At 36.4% G+C, this 17,289-nt stretch carries 18 protein-coding genes; all 18 read left to right on the forward strand.

Translation table 11 applies throughout. The features are described from left to right. The first annotated feature begins 31 nt into the window (after positions 1-31). The 18 genes from smc to dprA all read left to right on the forward strand — a co-directional run bounded on the left by smc (position 32) and on the right by dprA (position 17,283). Positions 32-3,616 carry a chromosome segregation protein SMC gene (gene smc / locus G4D61_RS06360; protein ID WP_035353617.1) on the forward strand — a complete coding sequence of 1,195 codons (3,585 nt, stop codon included), beginning with the start codon at positions 32-34 and terminating at the stop codon, positions 3,614-3,616. A 27-nt stretch (positions 3,617-3,643) separates the two neighbouring features. After that, positions 3,644-4,642: a signal recognition particle-docking protein FtsY gene (gene ftsY, locus G4D61_RS06365; RefSeq protein ID WP_035353613.1), complete on the forward strand. Its 999-nt coding sequence runs from the start codon at positions 3,644-3,646 to the stop codon at positions 4,640-4,642. A gap of 454 nt (positions 4,643-5,096) precedes the next feature. Beyond that, the gene (locus G4D61_RS06370; RefSeq protein WP_025728694.1) at positions 5,097-5,429 is read left to right on the forward strand and encodes a putative DNA-binding protein; all 333 of its coding nucleotides are present in this window, start codon (positions 5,097-5,099) and stop codon (positions 5,427-5,429) included. A 12-nt stretch (positions 5,430-5,441) separates the two neighbouring features. Next, a complete protein-coding gene (gene ffh, locus G4D61_RS06375) occupies positions 5,442-6,785 on the forward strand; it encodes a signal recognition particle protein (protein ID WP_025728692.1) in 1,344 nt (447 codons plus the stop codon). 94 nt (positions 6,786-6,879) lie between these two features. Beyond that, positions 6,880-7,152, forward strand: a complete 273-nt coding sequence (gene rpsP, locus G4D61_RS06380) for a 30S ribosomal protein S16 (protein WP_025728690.1) — start codon at positions 6,880-6,882, stop codon at positions 7,150-7,152. A gap of 11 nt (positions 7,153-7,163) precedes the next feature. Next, positions 7,164-7,394, forward strand: a complete 231-nt coding sequence (locus G4D61_RS06385; protein ID WP_025728688.1) for a KH domain-containing protein — start codon at positions 7,164-7,166, stop codon at positions 7,392-7,394. 262 nt (positions 7,395-7,656) lie between these two features. Continuing rightward, entirely contained in the window at positions 7,657-8,049 is a 393-nt protein-coding gene (locus tag G4D61_RS06390) for a YlqD family protein (RefSeq protein ID WP_025728686.1), read from the forward strand. A gap of 5 nt (positions 8,050-8,054) precedes the next feature. Then, positions 8,055-8,573: a ribosome maturation factor RimM gene (gene rimM, locus G4D61_RS06395; RefSeq protein ID WP_025728685.1), complete on the forward strand. Its 519-nt coding sequence runs from the start codon at positions 8,055-8,057 to the stop codon at positions 8,571-8,573. After that, positions 8,570-9,310: a tRNA (guanosine(37)-N1)-methyltransferase TrmD gene (gene trmD, locus G4D61_RS06400; protein ID WP_025728684.1), complete on the forward strand. Its 741-nt coding sequence runs from the start codon at positions 8,570-8,572 to the stop codon at positions 9,308-9,310. The genes rimM and trmD overlap by 4 nt, the downstream gene beginning before the upstream one ends. A gap of 134 nt (positions 9,311-9,444) precedes the next feature. Next, entirely contained in the window at positions 9,445-9,789 is a 345-nt protein-coding gene (gene rplS / locus G4D61_RS06405; RefSeq protein WP_025728683.1) for a 50S ribosomal protein L19, read from the forward strand. A 169-nt stretch (positions 9,790-9,958) separates the two neighbouring features. After that, the gene (gene lepB, locus G4D61_RS06410) at positions 9,959-10,507 is read left to right on the forward strand and encodes a signal peptidase I (protein WP_025728682.1); all 549 of its coding nucleotides are present in this window, start codon (positions 9,959-9,961) and stop codon (positions 10,505-10,507) included. Between the two features lie 22 nt (positions 10,508-10,529). Continuing rightward, the gene (gene ylqF, locus G4D61_RS06415; RefSeq protein WP_025728680.1) at positions 10,530-11,375 is read left to right on the forward strand and encodes a ribosome biogenesis GTPase YlqF; all 846 of its coding nucleotides are present in this window, start codon (positions 10,530-10,532) and stop codon (positions 11,373-11,375) included. 46 nt (positions 11,376-11,421) lie between these two features. Continuing rightward, positions 11,422-12,192, forward strand: a complete 771-nt coding sequence (gene rnhB / locus G4D61_RS06420; protein WP_025728678.1) for a ribonuclease HII — start codon at positions 11,422-11,424, stop codon at positions 12,190-12,192. Positions 12,193-12,232: 40 nt separating this feature from the next. Continuing rightward, positions 12,233-13,783: a TP0910 N-terminal domain-containing protein gene (locus G4D61_RS06425; RefSeq protein ID WP_163173539.1), complete on the forward strand. Its 1,551-nt coding sequence runs from the start codon at positions 12,233-12,235 to the stop codon at positions 13,781-13,783. Next, complete coding sequence (locus tag G4D61_RS06430; RefSeq protein ID WP_025728674.1) at positions 13,780-14,079, forward strand: EscU/YscU/HrcU family type III secretion system export apparatus switch protein; 300 nt, start codon at positions 13,780-13,782, stop codon at positions 14,077-14,079. The genes G4D61_RS06425 and G4D61_RS06430 overlap by 4 nt, the downstream gene beginning before the upstream one ends. Positions 14,080-14,178: 99 nt before the next feature. Then, positions 14,179-15,339, forward strand: coding sequence for an ADP-forming succinate--CoA ligase subunit beta (gene sucC / locus G4D61_RS06435; RefSeq protein ID WP_025728672.1), 1,161 nt, complete (start codon positions 14,179-14,181; stop codon positions 15,337-15,339). A gap of 70 nt (positions 15,340-15,409) precedes the next feature. After that, positions 15,410-16,312 carry a succinate--CoA ligase subunit alpha gene (gene sucD, locus G4D61_RS06440; RefSeq protein WP_025728670.1) on the forward strand — a complete coding sequence of 301 codons (903 nt, stop codon included), beginning with the start codon at positions 15,410-15,412 and terminating at the stop codon, positions 16,310-16,312. 101 nt (positions 16,313-16,413) lie between these two features. Further along, positions 16,414-17,283 (forward strand): DNA-processing protein DprA, encoded by an 870-nt coding sequence (gene dprA, locus G4D61_RS06445; protein WP_025728668.1) that lies wholly within the window; start codon positions 16,414-16,416, stop codon positions 17,281-17,283. The last annotated feature ends 6 nt before the right edge of the window (positions 17,284-17,289 follow it).

The raw sequence follows: 17,289 nt of genomic DNA on the forward strand, positions 1-17,289 counted from the left end.
TAATTGTAGGAGAGGATTGGAGGGGAAGTGATTGTTTCTCAAGCATTTAGATGTTGTAGGATTTAAATCTTTTGCTGAAAGAATATCAGTTGAATTTGTCCCTGGTGTTACAGCTGTAGTTGGGCCGAACGGCAGTGGGAAAAGTAATGTTATTGATGCTGTCCGTTGGGTACTAGGAGAACAATCTGCTAAATCATTGCGCGGTGGCAAGATGGAAGATGTTATTTTCGCAGGCAGTGAATCGAGAAAACCATTGAATTTCGCTGAAGTAACGATCACATTAAACAATGAGGATCATACATTACCGATTGATTATCAGGAGGTTAGTGTAACAAGGCGGGTGTATCGAACAGGTGATAGTGAATTTTTCATTAATAAACAGGCTTGCCGACTAAAGGACATCATTGATTTATTTATGGATTCCGGTTTAGGAAAAGAAGCATTTTCTATTATTGGGCAAGGTAAAGTAGACGAAATTTTAAATAGTAAAGCTGAAGAACGTCGTAAAATTTTCGAAGAAGCAGCGGGCGTTTTGAAATATAAGACGAGAAAGAAAAAAGCGGAAGTAAAATTAACTGAAACACAAGATAATTTAAATAGAGTTAATGACATTATTTATGAACTAGAAAGTCAAGTGGAACCTCTTAAAATACAGGCCTCTATTGCTAAAGATTATTTAGAGCAAAAAGAAGAACTGAAAAATTATGAAGTTGCTGTCATGGTCCATGAGATTGAAGAATTGCATCATAACTGGGAGCAACTGCAAGAAAAAATTGAAGTAAATCGCAATTATGAAGGACAATTTGCTTCCAATATAAAAAAAGATGAAGCAAATATTGAAAAATTACGCGATCAAATGGCGGCGTTGGATGAGTCGATCAATGATTTACAAAATGTTCTTTTGACTGCAACTGAGGAACTTGAGAAGTTGGAAGGGCGTAAAGAAGTATTAAAAGAGCGAAAGAAAAATGCTCATCAAAACAAAGAGCAGCTCGAGCAAAATATAAAAGAAGCTTCTGAGAATGTTGCCCATTTAAAGGAGCAGAAAGAACGTATTGAAAAGGAATTAGCAGACAATGAAGCTGCGGCTGTCATCCTTAAGGAAGAATTGAAGGAAAAAACGGAAAGATTATCGCAATTTAATATTGATATCGATGAGAAGATAGATTCTTTAAAAAGTGACTACATTGAACTGTTAAACGAGCAAGCAACTGGTAAAAATGAAAAGCATTATTTGGAACAACAATTGCAACAACATGTTCAACGAATTCAAAAATTAAATGAAGATAATCAAAAGTATGTTGATGATAGGAAAAGGATTCAACATGAGAAAGAACAAATGGCGGCATCCTTAAAGCAAATTGGAGCAGAAATTGAACAACAAGTAGTTGAGTTTCGTGATGAACAACGTCATTTAGAATCGCTCAAAAATCAGTATCAAAAACAACAATCTACTTTATATCAAGCATATCAAATCGTGCAAAAAGCGAAATCTCGTAAAGAAACTTTAGAAGAGATGGAGGAAGACTACACTGGATTTTATCAAGGTGTAAGAGAAGTATTAAAAGCACGAAATACGAAATTAGAAGGTATTGAAGGTGCGGTTGCGGAGTTAATCCAAGTATCTAAATCATATGAGAAAGCAATTGAAATTGCTCTTGGCGGGGCTATGCAGCACATTGTTGTACAGTCAGAACTTTATGGCAGAAAAGCTATTGAATTTTTGAAAAAAAATCGATATGGCCGTGCAACCTTTTTACCATTAAACGTTATTAAGCCAAAAACGGTTCCAAGTAATCAATTAAATCTTATTCGTTCACATACTGCTTTTATTGGTGTAGCAAGTGATTTAGTAGATGTTCCAGAAACGTATCGTTCCATCATTGGCAATTTGTTAGGAAATGTAATTGTTGCTCAAGATCTACAAGGGGCCAATGAGATTGCTAAAGCACTGCAATATCGTTACCGCCTTGTTACTCTTGAAGGAGATGTTGTGAGTCCTGGTGGTGCAATGACAGGTGGAGCGACAAAACAAGGGAATGTTTCATTGTTGAGCCGTAAAGGTGAACTTGAAGACTTAAAAGAAAAACTCATTGTCATGGAAGAGAAAACCGTCGCTCTTGAGGAAACGGTAAAATCTTTAAAACGCAAAGTTGCGGAGGAAGAGGAAAAACTCGAGCAGCTCCGGATGTACGGAGAGCAGCTCCGTCTGCAAGAACAAAATCAACAATCAGAATTAAAAAGAATTGAACTTGAAGAGAAAAACTTGAATGATCGTCTGATGCTATATGATATGGAAAAATCTGAATCAGAAGCACAGATTGAAACGATTCATAAACGGATTGATGAGATTAACGCGCTCCTTGCTTCTAGTATGGAACAAAGCAAACAACTTGAACTGGAAATTCAGTCGCTTACATCAAAAAAACAAGATGATACAACATCAAAGGCTCAATTACAAGATGAATTAAGCGACTTGAAGGCGAAACTAGCTGTTAAACATGAGCAAGTATCTAGAACTCGCGATGAATTAGAAAGAACAAGCCAATCGTTAGAAGAGTGGTTAGCGCGAAAACATCATTTTGAGGATCAATTTCATTTTCTTGTTAATGAGGTCAGCAATAATCATACAACAGAAGAAGAGCTGGCAATTGCTGCAGAGAAAAAATTAATAGATAAACAGGATACTGTATCATTAATTTCAATGCGTCGTGAAGAAAGACTGCAATTACAAGCAAAGTTGGAAGATTTGGAATTGAATCTTAGAGAACTGCAACGCCAGCAAAAAGGTGTACTTGAAGCAATTCAAGATCAAGAAGTAAAATTAAACCGCCTTGATGTTGAGCTTGAAAACCGTCTAAATCGATTGCGAGAAGAATATACCTTGTCGTTTGAGGCAGCTAAATTGGAATATACTTTGTCTATGCCGATTGAAGAAGCCCGGAAAAAAGTAAAACTCATTAAACTGTCAATTGATGAGCTTGGTACAGTAAATCTTGGTGCAATCGAAGAATATGAGCGTGTTGCTGAACGCTATCAATTTTTAAAAGAACAGCAGACGGATTTAGCTGAAGCAAAAGAAACACTTGTGCAAATTATTGATGAAATGGATGAAGAAATGGTTCGCCGTTTTGATGAAACATTCCGAGCGATCAGAGCAGAATTCAATCCTACATTTGCGGAATTATTTGGCGGTGGTCAAGCAGATTTGAAATTAACAGAACCTAAAGACTTATTAAATACGGGAGTAGAAATTGTTGCTCAGCCACCTGGTAAAAAATTACAAAATTTAGGGCTCCTTTCTGGAGGAGAACGGGCTTTAACAGCGATTGCTTTATTATTTGCCATCTTAAGGGTTCGTCCAGTCCCATTTTGTATTTTAGATGAAGTTGAAGCAGCACTTGATGAAGCAAATGTTTTCCGTTTCAGCAAATATTTGAAGCAATTCAGTCAAGATACGCAATTTATAGTCATTACACATCGAAAAGGGACGATGGAGGAAGCGGACGTACTTTACGGTGTTACAATGCAGGAATCCGGTGTTTCCAAGCTTGTTTCTGTCCGTTTAGAAGAGTCTGATCATTTAGTCGGGCAGGCAAGATATGATTATGAATGAATACAGAAAAAGGAAGTGACGAAAGAGATGAGTTTTTTTAAAAAATTAAAAGAAAAGTTTACACAGTCAACTGATTCGGTAACGGATAAATTTAAAAGCGGATTAACGAAAACGAGAACGAACTTTGCTAACAAAGTAAATGATCTAGTTGCACGCTATCGAAAAATAGATGAAGATTTCTTTGAGGAGCTTGAGGAAATTTTAATTCAAGCCGATGTTGGCTTTCAAACAGTAATGGAACTGATTGATGAATTAAAAATGGAAGTGAAACGAAGAAATATTCAAGACCCTGCTGAAGTACAATCAGTTATATCTGAAAAACTCGTTGAAATTTATTCTTCTAAAGACGATGCTCCTAATACACTGAACATTCAAGAGGGGGCATTAACAGTCATTTTATTTGTTGGTGTGAATGGTGTTGGAAAAACAACAACAATTGGAAAACTAGCTCACAAATTTAACAGTGAAGGTAAGAAAGTAATTATGGCGGCGGGTGACACTTTCCGTGCAGGTGCGATTGAACAGCTTGAGGTATGGGGGGAAAGAGTTGGCGTGGAAGTAATTAAACAAGGAGAAGGCTCTGACCCAGCAGCTGTTATGTTCGATGCGATTCAGGCAGCAAAAGCAAGAAAGGCAGATATTCTTCTTTGTGATACGGCAGGCCGATTACAAAATAAAGTAAATCTCATGAAGGAGCTAGAAAAGGTTAAACGTGTCATTGAAAGAGAGATTCCTGGTGCACCGCATGAAGTGTTACTAGTCTTGGATGCAACAACAGGGCAAAATGCAATGATTCAAGCAAAAACATTCCAAGAGGCTACAAATGTTTCCGGTATTGTCCTTACAAAGCTGGATGGCACTGCAAAAGGCGGAATCGTCCTTGCTATTCGCAATGAGCTACATATTCCAGTGAAATTTGTCGGCCTTGGAGAACAAATGGATGATTTACAACCATTTGATGCTGAAAAATACGTTTATGGATTATTTTCCGAGCTCATCGAAAAAAGTGATGAGGAGGAGTCTTAATGAAAGGCTCTTTTCTAAAAGGTTGCTATTTTTAAAGGTTGATTGGAGTGAAAGGTGCGAGACTTCTGCGGGAATAGCGGAATCGATGAAACCCCACAGGCGTGCAGCGCCAAGAAGGCTCAGCATCCGCCCGCGGAAAGCGAGCACCCTGAAGCGGAAATCAACTCCTTTTTTGATAAAAACAAAGTTTATGAAAATAGCCTAAGGAAAAACAAAACAATGAGTTATGATCAATGAGGCTGGGGTAAAACTCGAAAGTGTTAGCTAAAGACAAACATTGCACAATCCCGCTCCGGAAATAGACATAGACCTCTGCGGGAGGATGGACATCGGTGAGAACCCGTTAGTGCATGTATTTTTGTTCCAACCTCATTTAGTGTAATCGTCTTGACAAATAAATGAAACCTATGTATTCTTACAAATGTAAAGGATTTTCACTTAACAGGGGGCTGTGATGATGCTAGAGAAAACAACGAGAATCAATTATTTATATGATTTTTATCAATCGTTGTTAACTCCAAAACAGAGAAGCTATATGTCCCTTTATTATTTAGATGACTTTTCGCTTGGAGAAATTGCGGAAGAATTTGGTGTTAGTCGCCAAGCCGTGTATGATAATATTAAACGCACAGAACAAATGCTTGAAGAGTATGAGCAAAAACTGCTCTTATTTCAAAAATTCCAAGAACGTTCAACGATATTTAAACAAATTCGAAAGATCCTTGATAAACAAGATTCAAATCAAGAATTAACATCTTTAATTGAAACCCTTGAAAAATTAGATTAGGAGGCGACAAATATGGCATTTGAAGGACTCGCCGACCGTTTACAAGGAACGTTGCAAAAGATACGTGGAAAAGGAAAAGTATCTGAAAGCGATGTAAAAGAAATGATGCGTGAAGTACGCCTTGCTTTACTTGAGGCAGACGTTAATTTTAAAGTTGTAAAAGATTTTATTAAAAAAGTTAGTGAGCGTGCTGTTGGCCAAGAAGTTATGAAAAGTTTAACTCCTGGACAACAGGTTATTAAAGTTGTTCAAGAAGAGTTAACTAATTTAATGGGTGGGGAGCAAAGTCAAATTGCTGTCGCTAAACGTCCGCCAACAGTAATCATGATGGTCGGTTTGCAAGGTGCAGGGAAGACAACAACAACCGGTAAACTTGCAAATTTATTGCGGAAGAAATATAACCGTAACCCATTGCTCGTTGCTGCAGATATTTATCGCCCTGCTGCAATTAAACAATTGGAGACGCTTGGAAAACAGTTAAGTATGCCTGTTTTTTCCTTAGGGGATCAAGTAAGTCCAGTGAAAATTGCAGAAGAAGCGATAAAAAAAGCGAAGGAAGATCATCTAGACTATGTGATTATTGATACTGCCGGTCGACTTCATATTGATGAAAAATTAATGGATGAATTAAAAGAAATTAAAGCATTAGCAAATCCAGATGAAATTTTTCTCGTTGTCGATGCAATGACTGGTCAGGACGCGGTGAATGTTGCACAAAGCTTTAATGAACAGTTAGGTATAACAGGCGTCGTTTTAACAAAACTCGATGGCGATACTCGTGGCGGTGCTGCCTTATCTATTCGGGCGGTGACTGAAAAGCCAATTAAATTCGCCGGTATGGGTGAAAAATTGGATGCACTGGAACCGTTCCATCCAGAGCGTATGGCTTCACGTATTCTCGGAATGGGTGATGTGCTTTCTCTTATTGAAAAGGCACAGGCAACTGTTGATGAAGAAAAAGCAAAAGAACTAGAAAAGAAAATGCGTGATATGTCTTTCACGCTTGATGACTTTTTAGAACAGCTTGGACAGGTACGTAAAATGGGCCCTATAAATGAGCTTATTAAAATGATACCTGGTGCTAACCGGATTAAAGGTATGGATAATTTACAAGTTGATGAGAAGCAGATTACCCATGTAGAAGCGATTATTCAATCGATGACAAAAGCTGAAAAAGTGCAGCCTGAAATCATTAATGCTGGCCGGAAAAAGAGAATTGCAAAAGGGAGCGGTACTTCTGTACAAGAGGTAAATCGTCTCTTAAAACAATTTGAAGAAATGAAGAAAATGATGAAACAAATGACTAATTTTCAGCAAAAAGGGAAAAAACGGGGCTTTAAGTTCCCATTTATGTAACTTTTTTTATGTGTTAAGAAAAAACACTTTACACCATAATGTTTTTTTGGTAATATAATTTCTTGTGTATAACTATTCGGAGGTGCTTTTTAAAATGGCAGTAAAAATTCGTTTAAAACGTATGGGAGCAAAAAAATCTCCTTTCTATCGTATTGTTGTAGCTGATTCTCGTTCACCACGTGATGGACGTTTCATTGAAACTGTTGGAAGTTACAATCCAGTAGCAAGCCCAGCAGAAGTTAAAATTGATGAAGAATTAGCATTAAAATGGTTGCAAAATGGTGCTCAACCATCTGACACAGTTCGTAACTTGTTCTCTAAACAAGGTATTATGGAAAAATTCCATAATGCTAAAAACGGCAAATAAATCGTCACAAGATGGAAGAACTTATTTTAGCGATCGTTAAGCCTTTAGTAGATCATCCTGAAGATGTGAAGGTTGAGCAAAAAGAGGATCATGATGTACTTCAATTGAATCTTTATGTTCATCCAAATGATATCGGAAAGGTGATTGGTAAAAAAGGGCGTGTTGCTAAAGCGATTCGAACTGTTGTCTATGCAGCAGGTGCAAATCAACATAAAAAGATTCATTTAGAAATTGTCGACTAACAACATAAATAACGTTGTTTGCGGCATAGTAAAAAAGGGAGGATCATACCTCCCTTTTTACATATCATCATTTCTTTTTAAAGAGCTTTGTTAAATGACTCTGTCTATTTTAAAATTTAAAATGCAATCAGCAGTAACTGAAATCTCATTGTATGCTGGCTGAAAAGAACAATTTAACAAAGAAAGACGGCATGATTACATAAATCCTTCATTTCATCCATTTTTAAAAGGGAAAACTGGATAAAGGAGGTATTGGATAAAATTGAAGATACTACAAACGGTTACAGTCAAACAAATTTTAACAGAAACAAGTAAAAATGACTTATTACAAAAATATCATCAAAAGAAATTGCAATTACAAAAAGAATGTGAACAATTGCGGTTTGAATCAAAAAAACTTGAGAAAGCAAAGAAGTTTTCTGGAACAAGTTTAAAAATTCATTTTGATAAAGAAATTAGTAGTAGACAAGAAAAAATTAAACTTGTTGACTTTCAAATAGAACAGCTGAATATTTTGCCGATTGGAACTGAGTTGAAGGAAAAAGAAGTGCAAGCGATACTCGATGTTCAAGTTGGAGATGATTGGAATTCGATTACTCAAGAAAAAATTATTATTATAAAAGATGGAATCATCTCAGAAATACGTGAGAGGTGAATAGAATGGAACAATGGTTTAATGTTGGGAAGATCGTCAATACACATGGTATTGAAGGAGAAGTAAGAGTGATCTCAAAAACAGATTTTCGCGAAGAACGTTATCAAGTAGGAAATCACTTATACTTGTTTTTAGCAAATGAAAAAGAGCCGATTCAATTAACAATTAAAAGTTATCGGACTCATAAACAATTTGATCTACTAAGTTTTGAAGGATATAACAGTATTAATGATGTAGAGAAATGGAAAAATGGGCTATTAAAAGTTTCAAAAGATCAGTTAGGTGATTTAGAGGAAAATGAATTTTACTTTCATGAGATTGTTGGCTGCACCGTATTTACAACTGATCTAGAAAAAATCGGGATTGTGAAAGAAATATTAACACCAGGTGCTAATGATGTTTGGGTTGTCAAAGGTGATCATAATAAGGAATATTTAATTCCTTATATTGAGGACGTTGTAAAAGACGTGAATATTGATGAGAAAAAGATCATTATTGAGCCAATGGAAGGTTTGTTGTCATGAAGATAGATGTTTTAACATTATTTCCTGAGATGTTTTCTGGAGTGTTTGGTTCATCTATATTAAAAAAGGCAAAAGAGAAAGAAATTGTTCAGTATCAAACAGTCAATTTTCGGGATTTTAGTGATAGTAAACATAAAACCGTTGATGATTATCCTTACGGCGGTGGCGCCGGCATGGTTTTAAAAGCACAGCCAATATTTGATGCAGTTGAATGTTTAAAAGAAAAAAAGGCAAGTAGCAAACCACGAATTATTTTACTATGTCCGCAAGGAGAGACATACACGCAAAAAAAAGCTGAAGAGCTTGCAAAAGAAGATCATCTCATCTTTATTTGCGGCCATTATGAAGGCTACGATGAGCGGATTCGCGAACATCTTGTCACAGATGAAATTTCAATTGGCGACTACGTACTGACTGGCGGGGAACTTGGAGCAATGGTAGTCATTGATAGTGTTGTTCGCTTATTGCCAGGTGTTTTAGGAAATGAGGATTCACCAATTACAGATTCTTTCTCTACAGGACTGTTAGAACATCCACAATACACCAGACCGGCGGATTTCCGTGGAATGAAAGTCCCGGATGTTCTTTTATCTGGGAATCATCAACATATTGATGAATGGCGCGAGAAAGAGTCTTTACGAAGAACTTTTACGAGAAGAAAAGATTTACTAGAACATTATCGACTAAATGATAAACAAAAAAAATGGTTGAAAGAATGGGAAGCAGAGAAGAAATAGATATTGCATTCGATTGACTTATATGCTATGATTTCTTTTGTGACTTGTTATCTTTCAGGTTGCGTGAAAACGATGTTCCGCTACATTTATGATAAAAGATTTGTAAGAGCATCTGTTGGAAGGAGTTGAATACGATGCACAATATTATTAATGAAATTACAAAAGATCAACTTCGCAGTGATATTCCAAGTTTCCGTCCAGGTGATACTGTACGTGTACACGTAAAAGTTATCGAAGGAACACGCGAACGTATCCAGGTGTTCGAAGGTGTTGTTATTAAACGCCGTGGCGGTGGAATTAGTGAAACTTTTACTGTACGTAAAGTTTCTTATGGTGTTGGTGTTGAGCGTACATTCCCTCTTCACACTCCAAAAATTGCGAAATTAGAAGTAGTGCGTCGCGGTAAAGTTCGTCGTGCGAAACTTTACTACCTACGTAATCTACGTGGTAAAGCCGCTCGTATTAAAGAAATTCGCTAATAAATTGAATCAATACTATTTAAGAAAAGGGGCTAATAGCCCCTTTTCTTACTATAGGGAAAAACATTAAAATTTCATTAGTGAATGAATAGAATAGTATGAAATATAATGTATACATATGATGGTTTAATGGTTGTGATAGGGAGAAACTTTATGAGGCGGTGGAAATATGGCAGAGAAAACAAAACGAAAAAATGAGCTATGGGAATGGACCAAAGCGCTTTTAATAGCAGTTGCCTTAGCAGGGGTAATCCGTTATTTCATATTTGCTCCAATTTTGGTTAACGGTTCATCAATGATGCCGACTTTGAAAAATGGTGATCGAATGATTGTAAATAAACTAGTTAAGCCAAAACGTTTTGATATTGTCATTTTTCATGCTCCAGAAGGAAAAGATTATATTAAGAGAGTCATCGGACTGCCAGGCGACAAGATTGAATACAAGAATGATGTTCTCTATATAAATGGGAAGGCTTATAAAGAACCATATTTAGATAAATATAAAAGTCAATTAACTGAAGGTACACTAACGCAAGATTTTACTTTAAAAGAAATTACGGGTAAAGAGAGGGTACCGAAAGGGCAAATTTTCGTGTTGGGAGATAACCGGCGCTTTAGTAAAGATAGTCGATACATCGGGACAATACCGTTGTCAAAAGTGGTTGGAGAAACAAAATTTGTTTTCTGGCCGCTGAAAGATGCACATATTGTGAAATAAATATGTTGGAGTTGAAAGAAGTATGACAATTCAATGGTTTCCCGGGCATATGGCAAAAGCTAGACGGGAAGTAACAGAAAAATTAAAGCTAGTAGATATTATTTTTGAATTAGTAGATGCCCGAATTCCTATCTCTTCTGCCAATCCAATGATTGACCAAATCATTCAGCAAAAACCACGAATTAAATTATTAAATAAAGCGGATATGGCTGATAAGCATATGACAGCTCGCTGGATAGAGCATTTTGAAAATCAAAACCAACATGTGTTAGCAATTGATGCGCAAACAGGTGCTGGTTTAGATAAAATGATCAAAATGGCTGAGTCTATTTTAAAACCTAAATTCGATCGAATGCGCGCAAAAGGGATAAAACCTCGTGCAATTCGTGCAATGATTGTTGGCATTCCGAATGTGGGCAAATCTACACTTATTAACCGGCTTGCAAAGAAAAATATTGCAAAAACTGGGAACACGCCAGGTGTAACGAAGGCGCAAGCATGGATAAAGGTAGGAAAAGTTTTAGAATTACTTGATACCCCCGGAATTTTATGGCCGAAGTTTGAAGATGAAGAGGTTGGCTATAAGTTAGCATTAACAGGAGCAATAAAAGATACGATATTAAATTTGCAGGATATCGCGGTATATGGATTGCGCTTTTTACAATCTAACTATCCAAATGTATTAATGGAAAGATATCAGTTTGAAACGATCCCGGAAGAAATCGTAGACATGTTTGAACATATCGGTCGTTTGCGTGGTTGTTTAATGGCAGGAGGAGAAATAAATTACGATAAAACGGCAGAAACGATTATTCGTGATATTCGTGGACAAAAATTAGGGAACTTAACATTTGATATTGATGTATGACCTCCGTTTCTAGGAGGTTTTATTTTTGTCATGAGAGGGATTTCAATTGAACATTCAAGAGATAGAGCGGCAATTATCATTGATTACAGATCCTTATAATCCATTGATTGAGGAATTGAAAAAGGATAAACGCAAAGGCGTTCAAAAACAATTAATCAAGTGGGAAAAAAGGCTGGAAAAAGAAAGACAAACTAGAAAAAAATTTCAACAAATGATGATGTACGAAAAACAATTAAAAGCAGAAGGATATCAACTTATTTGCGGTATTGATGAAGTTGGACGCGGTCCGCTTGCAGGCCCTGTTATTGCTGCTGCTGTCATCCTGCCAGACGGGTTTTATTTACCTGGGTTAAACGACTCAAAACAATTGAGTGAAAAAAGACGTGAAGAATATTTTCACATCATACAGGAAGAGGCTCAACATATAGGAATCGGCCAAATAGAAGCAGATGAAATAGATCGCCTAAATATATACCAGGCAACGAAAAAGGCGATGCTAGATGCCATTCAAGAAATGAAAATGATGCCTGATCATTTATTAATCGATGCGATGAAATTAGAAACACCTTGTCCCCAACTATCTTTAATAAAAGGTGATGCTAAAAGTATATCGATTGCAGCGGCTTCAATAGTTGCAAAAGTTACACGTGACCATTTAATGCAGAAAATGGCAATTCAATATCCAGAATACGGATTTGATCAACATATGGGCTACGGAACGGCATTACATATCGAAGCTTTAAAACAATATGGTCCGTGTCCGATACATAGAAAAACATTTGCTCCTGTAAAAGATTTGCTTGAAGGGACGATATAATAAAAAAAGTGTTAAACGGAAAGAGAAGGCGGGAGTTTACATGCTGAATTCCATCATTGGAAACGCGCTGTCGAATTTACAAGAAGCGAATATGAAAACGTTCGAGTTCAAAGTTGGTCAAGTTTTTTCAGGGAAAATTCAACACCTATATCCAAATAATATGGCAATGGTACAAGCGGGATCACATAGTTTTATTGCAAAATTGCAAATCCCGATGGAAGCAGGGAAAAATTATTGGTTTCAAGTCACATCAATCGACGGAGAAGTGCATTTAAAGCAACTTGTTAGCCAAAGTAATGCGGATAATCAGTCTACAGCAGTTTTATCACAACTATCCATATCATCCACAAAGCAACACCGTGAGCTCGTTTCTTTTTTTACAAAGGAACATATTCCTTTTACAAAAGAGATGGTTACAAATATGGGGAGTTGGTTAAAAGAAGTACCTGATATGAACAAAGGAATGCAAACGATTAAAGCAATGATAACAAATCAGTTTCCAATTTCTCAAGATGTATTTCGCTCGTTAACAGCTGCTGAACAGCCTATCACATTTCATTCATTATTAAATAATTTATTAACACAACTTAAAAATGAACCGCAAGTTCCTAGTACGCAAAGCATGTCAGCGATCATTCATTCAATCCTTGAATCGAATCATTTACATCTAGCTGAAAAAGTCATTCGTCAATTGACCAACTTAGGACAACAGCAAAACGAAGCCGCTAACCGTATTTTACAAAAAATAGGTTTCGTGTTGGAACCATCTATTGCTGATCGTCAGCAGATTGATTTAAATGAAAATGCAAATCCTGCGAAACCGTCTTCTATGATTACAAAAGAGACGTTAGAGTCTGCTCTACATAAATTGCAACCATTGTTATTTAGTGATCTTGAGCAAGGTGTAGCAAATATTTCAAAAGAAGAAGCAGATTTACTTAAACAGTTGTTGAATCAGGCAAATCAGGATGTTGATCGTGCTGATATTCTTTCCCAATTGAAAGCAACGATAAATAAACTAGGGATGTTTTATGAGAATGAAATTGGACAAGCCGATTCATTTAATGTTGAAGATTCTTTGAAGCCTTTATTAGTGCAATATTTGCAAGAGGTTGATCAACATTCGAAAATTCGTGACAATGTTGAGTTGCTATTAATGAAAATGAATGGTCAGCAAATTTTATCGGTAGAACAAACAGCTATCCAGCAAATCTTGTTTCAAATACCTTTTCAATTTCCACATCATCAGTCAGAGTTAACATTTCAATGGACCGGTAAAAAAACAGAAGATGGAAAGATAGACAGTAATTTTTGTAAAATATTATTTTATTTGCAGTTGCAATATTTAGGAGACATATTAATTGAGATGAATGTTCAACATCGAATTGTCACACTTAAAGTTAGCAATGAACATCCATACTTAAAGCAAATGGCACAGCCTTTTATGCCGGCATTAAAGGCGGGCCTGGAGCAATTGAATTATACATTATCATCTGTCCATTACCTCCCTTTTGCTGCTCACAGTGCAAAACAACCAAACTCTGTTCATAACGCTTATACAAACTTTAAAGGGGTTGATATTCGCATATGAAGGAAAATCAGAATAGGCAAAAAGAGGCAGTTGCTTTAACTTATAAAGCTGAAGCTCATGCTGCTCCTATTGTCATTGCAAAGGGGAGAGGCTTAGTTGCAGAGCAAATTTTGAGTAAAGCGAGTGAGCTTGACATCCCCATTCAAAAAGATCCTAACTTGGTGGCCATGCTCGGACAGTTAAATTTGAATGAAGCAATACCGGAAGAACTTTATGAGGCTGTAGCGGAAGTTTTTGCGTTTATTTACCGTGTTGATCAATCTATGAAACATTCACAAAAAAATATTTCTGAATAATATTATGAAAATTTAGTTCATAAAGGTAGACATATGATGATTGTTTTATTAAAATGAAAGCGCAGTTATTTTTTTAAGAGTATGATAGGAGGATGGAAAATGAATATTCATGAGTATCAAGGCAAAGAAATCCTCAGAAAGTACGGGGTAGCTGTACCAAATGGAAAAGTCGCTTTTACTGTTAATGAAGCTGTAGAAGCTGCTAAAAGTTTAGGTACAGATGTTTGTGTTGTGAAAGCTCAAATCCATGCAGGTGGTCGTGGTAAGGCGGGCGGCGTTAAAGTTGCAAAAAATTTGGATGAAGTTCGTACATATGCAGAAGAGCTTTTAGGAAAAACTCTTGTTACACATCAGACAGGTCCTGAAGGTAAAGAAGTTAAGCGCCTTCTTATTGAAGAAGGTTGTGACATTCAAAAGGAATACTATGTTGGCTTAGTATTAGACCGTGCTACTTCAAGAGTTGTGCTTATGGCATCAGAAGAAGGTGGAACTGAGATTGAAGAAGTGGCAGCAAAAACACCGGAAAAAATCTTTAAAGAAACAATTGATCCAGTTGTTGGTTTAACACCTTTCCAAGCACGTCGTATCGCATTCAATATTAATATTCCTAGTAAACTAGTAAATCAGGCGGTTAAATTCATGACTGGTTTATACCAAGTTTTCGTAGAAAAAGATTGTTCCATTGCAGAAATTAATCCACTTGTTGTAACAGGTGATGGAAAAGTAATGGCATTGGATGCAAAATTAAACTTTGATTCTAATGGTTTATTCCGTCAAAAAGATATTTTAGAATATCGCGATTTAGACGAAGAAGATCCAAAAGAAATTGAAGCTTCTAAGTATGATTTAAGTTATATCGCTCTTGACGGAAATATTGGCTGTATGGTAAACGGTGCTGGTTTGGCGATGGCAACAATGGATATCATTAAGTATTACGGCGGAGACCCTGCAAACTTCCTTGATGTTGGTGGCGGTGCTACTGAAGAAAAAGTAACAGAAGCTTTTAAAATTATTTTATCAGATGATAAAGTAAAAGGAATTTTTGTAAACATTTTCGGTGGCATTATGAAATGTGACGTTATTGCTGCAGGTGTTGTAGCAGCATCTAAACAAGTCGGCTTACAAATTCCATTAGTTGTTCGTCTTGAAGGTACAAATGTGGATCTTGGTAAGAAAATTTTAAATGAATCTGGCTTGAATATTGTTGCTGCAGAATCAATGGCAGACGGTGCCCAAAAAATCGTAAATTTAGTAGGCTAATAGCATTATAAAAACTTTTCCTTAACAAAACGAGCAAAATGCTTGAATGCAGAAAGGCAGGGGGAACAAGGTGAGTATTTTTGTTAATAAAGATACGAAAGTAATTGTGCAAGGGATTACAGGGAAGACAGCTCTTTTCCATACTAAGCAATGTTTAGAATACGGAACAAAAATTGTTGGTGGAACATCTCCTGGAAAAGGAGGAACAGAAGTTGAAGGAGTTCCTGTTTTCAATACAGTAAAGGATGCAGTTGACGCAACAGGTGCGACAGTATCTGTTATCTACGTGCCAGCACCATTTGCAGCGGATGCAATTATGGAAGCAGTAGATGCAGAACTTGATTTAGTAATATGTATTACTGAACATATTCCTGTATTGGATATGGTTAAAGTGAAGCGTTATATGGAAGGAAAGAAAACTCGCTTAATCGGTCCAAACTGTCCAGGAGTCATTACACCTGATGAATGTAAAATCGGTATTATGCCAGGATATATTCATAAGAAAGGACATGTAGGCGTTGTTTCCCGTTCTGGTACATTAACATATGAAGCTGTTCATCAGTTAACTCAAGCTGGCATTGGTCAATCTGGTGCAATTGGGATCGGCGGGGACCCAGTAAACGGTACAAACTTCATCGATGTTTTGAAAGCTTTTAATGAAGATCCTGAAACAGAAGCTGTCATTATGATTGGTGAAATTGGCGGAACAGCTGAAGAAGAAGCAGCAAATTGGGTAAAAGCAAATATGAAAAAACCTGTTGTAGGATTTATCGGTGGTGTAACAGCCCCTCCAGGAAAACGTATGGGCCATGCTGGTGCCATTATTTCCGGTGGTAAAGGTACAGCTGCTGAAAAAATTCGTACAATGAACGAATGCGGAATTGAAGTGGCAGATACGCCTTCAGTCATTGGTGAAACATTAATTCGTGTGATTAAAGAAAAAGGTCTATACGAAAAATGTAAAACCCATTAATCATTAAGTTGTAATGTAAACCGTGTGAGAACTGATTTATTTAATAATCAGTTCTCTTCGGTTTCGTTTTTATTAAACAAAAAATTGAAAGTAGGAATGTTATGGATGCATTGACGGTAAAATTATGTCATCTTCAACATTGTAGAGGAATCTACTTGAAACATTTAATGAAGTTATTGGCTTATGAACCAAATTTAGAAGATCTTTATCAATGGCCGCCTACCCTTTTAAAATCTATTCTTCAATTCTCTTCAAAACAATTTGACCTCTTTTATCATGATTTCCAACATATTAATATTCACTCCATCCTTCATTTATACAGAAAACATCAAATCGGTATCATATCTATTAACGACCATGAATATCCTTATCTATTAAAACACACCTATCAGCCGCCCCTCATTTTATATACTCAAGGAAATATAGCATTATTGAAAAAACGTTCATTGGCAATTGTAGGTTCAAGGAAGGCAAATGGATATGCTGAAAAGGCGATTGAGCAATTAGTACCACAACTTATAGCACATAATATTGTCATTACAAGTGGACTTGCAAAAGGGGTAGACTCAATGGCCCATAGGGCAGCAATCAAATTTAATGGACGTACGATTGCTGTTTTAGGCAGTGGCTTGTTTCATATTTATCCTCGTGAACATTTGCAATTATATGAGCGGCTGAAACAAAATGATTTAATCATTTCTGAATATCCACCGTATATGCGGGCGCAAAAATGGTTTTTTCCAGAAAGAAATCGAATTATTAGTGGAATATCACAAGGAGTTTTAATTGTACAAGCAGAGAAAAAGAGTGGGTCATTAATAACAGCAGATTATGCGTTACAAGAGGGGAGAGAGGTCTTTTGCATACCAGGTGCTCTTTTTGATCCATTATCAGAAGGAACACTAAGATTAATTCAAGAAGGGGCAAAACTTGTATTAACTAGTAAAGATATTCTAGACGAATATCTTTAACGATAT

Source organism: Heyndrickxia ginsengihumi (genome assembly GCF_011008565.1).
Classification (GTDB): Bacteria; Bacillota; Bacilli; order Bacillales; family Bacillaceae_C; genus Weizmannia; species Weizmannia ginsengihumi.

What these genes read in the sequence shown, in the direction of transcription:
- trmD (WP_025728684.1), top strand. Translation starts at nt 8,570, where the DNA reads ATGAAGATAGATGTTTTAACATTATTTCCTGAGATGTTTTCTGGAGTG.
- sucC (WP_025728672.1), top strand. Translation starts at nt 14,179, where the DNA reads ATGAATATTCATGAGTATCAAGGCAAAGAAATCCTCAGAAAGTACGGG.
- G4D61_RS06430 (WP_025728674.1), top strand. Translation starts at nt 13,780, where the DNA reads ATGAAGGAAAATCAGAATAGGCAAAAAGAGGCAGTTGCTTTAACTTAT.
- rimM (WP_025728685.1), top strand. Translation starts at nt 8,055, where the DNA reads ATGGAACAATGGTTTAATGTTGGGAAGATCGTCAATACACATGGTATT.
- G4D61_RS06385 (WP_025728688.1), top strand. Translation starts at nt 7,164, where the DNA reads ATGGAAGAACTTATTTTAGCGATCGTTAAGCCTTTAGTAGATCATCCT.
- ffh (WP_025728692.1), top strand. Translation starts at nt 5,442, where the DNA reads ATGGCATTTGAAGGACTCGCCGACCGTTTACAAGGAACGTTGCAAAAG.
- rplS (WP_025728683.1), top strand. Translation starts at nt 9,445, where the DNA reads ATGCACAATATTATTAATGAAATTACAAAAGATCAACTTCGCAGTGAT.
- ftsY (WP_035353613.1), top strand. Translation starts at nt 3,644, where the DNA reads ATGAGTTTTTTTAAAAAATTAAAAGAAAAGTTTACACAGTCAACTGAT.
- G4D61_RS06425 (WP_163173539.1), top strand. Translation starts at nt 12,233, where the DNA reads ATGCTGAATTCCATCATTGGAAACGCGCTGTCGAATTTACAAGAAGCG.
- dprA (WP_025728668.1), top strand. Translation starts at nt 16,414, where the DNA reads ATGGATGCATTGACGGTAAAATTATGTCATCTTCAACATTGTAGAGGA.
- lepB (WP_025728682.1), top strand. Translation starts at nt 9,959, where the DNA reads ATGGCAGAGAAAACAAAACGAAAAAATGAGCTATGGGAATGGACCAAA.
- G4D61_RS06370 (WP_025728694.1), top strand. Translation starts at nt 5,097, where the DNA reads ATGATGCTAGAGAAAACAACGAGAATCAATTATTTATATGATTTTTAT.
- ylqF (WP_025728680.1), top strand. Translation starts at nt 10,530, where the DNA reads ATGACAATTCAATGGTTTCCCGGGCATATGGCAAAAGCTAGACGGGAA.
- rpsP (WP_025728690.1), top strand. Translation starts at nt 6,880, where the DNA reads ATGGCAGTAAAAATTCGTTTAAAACGTATGGGAGCAAAAAAATCTCCT.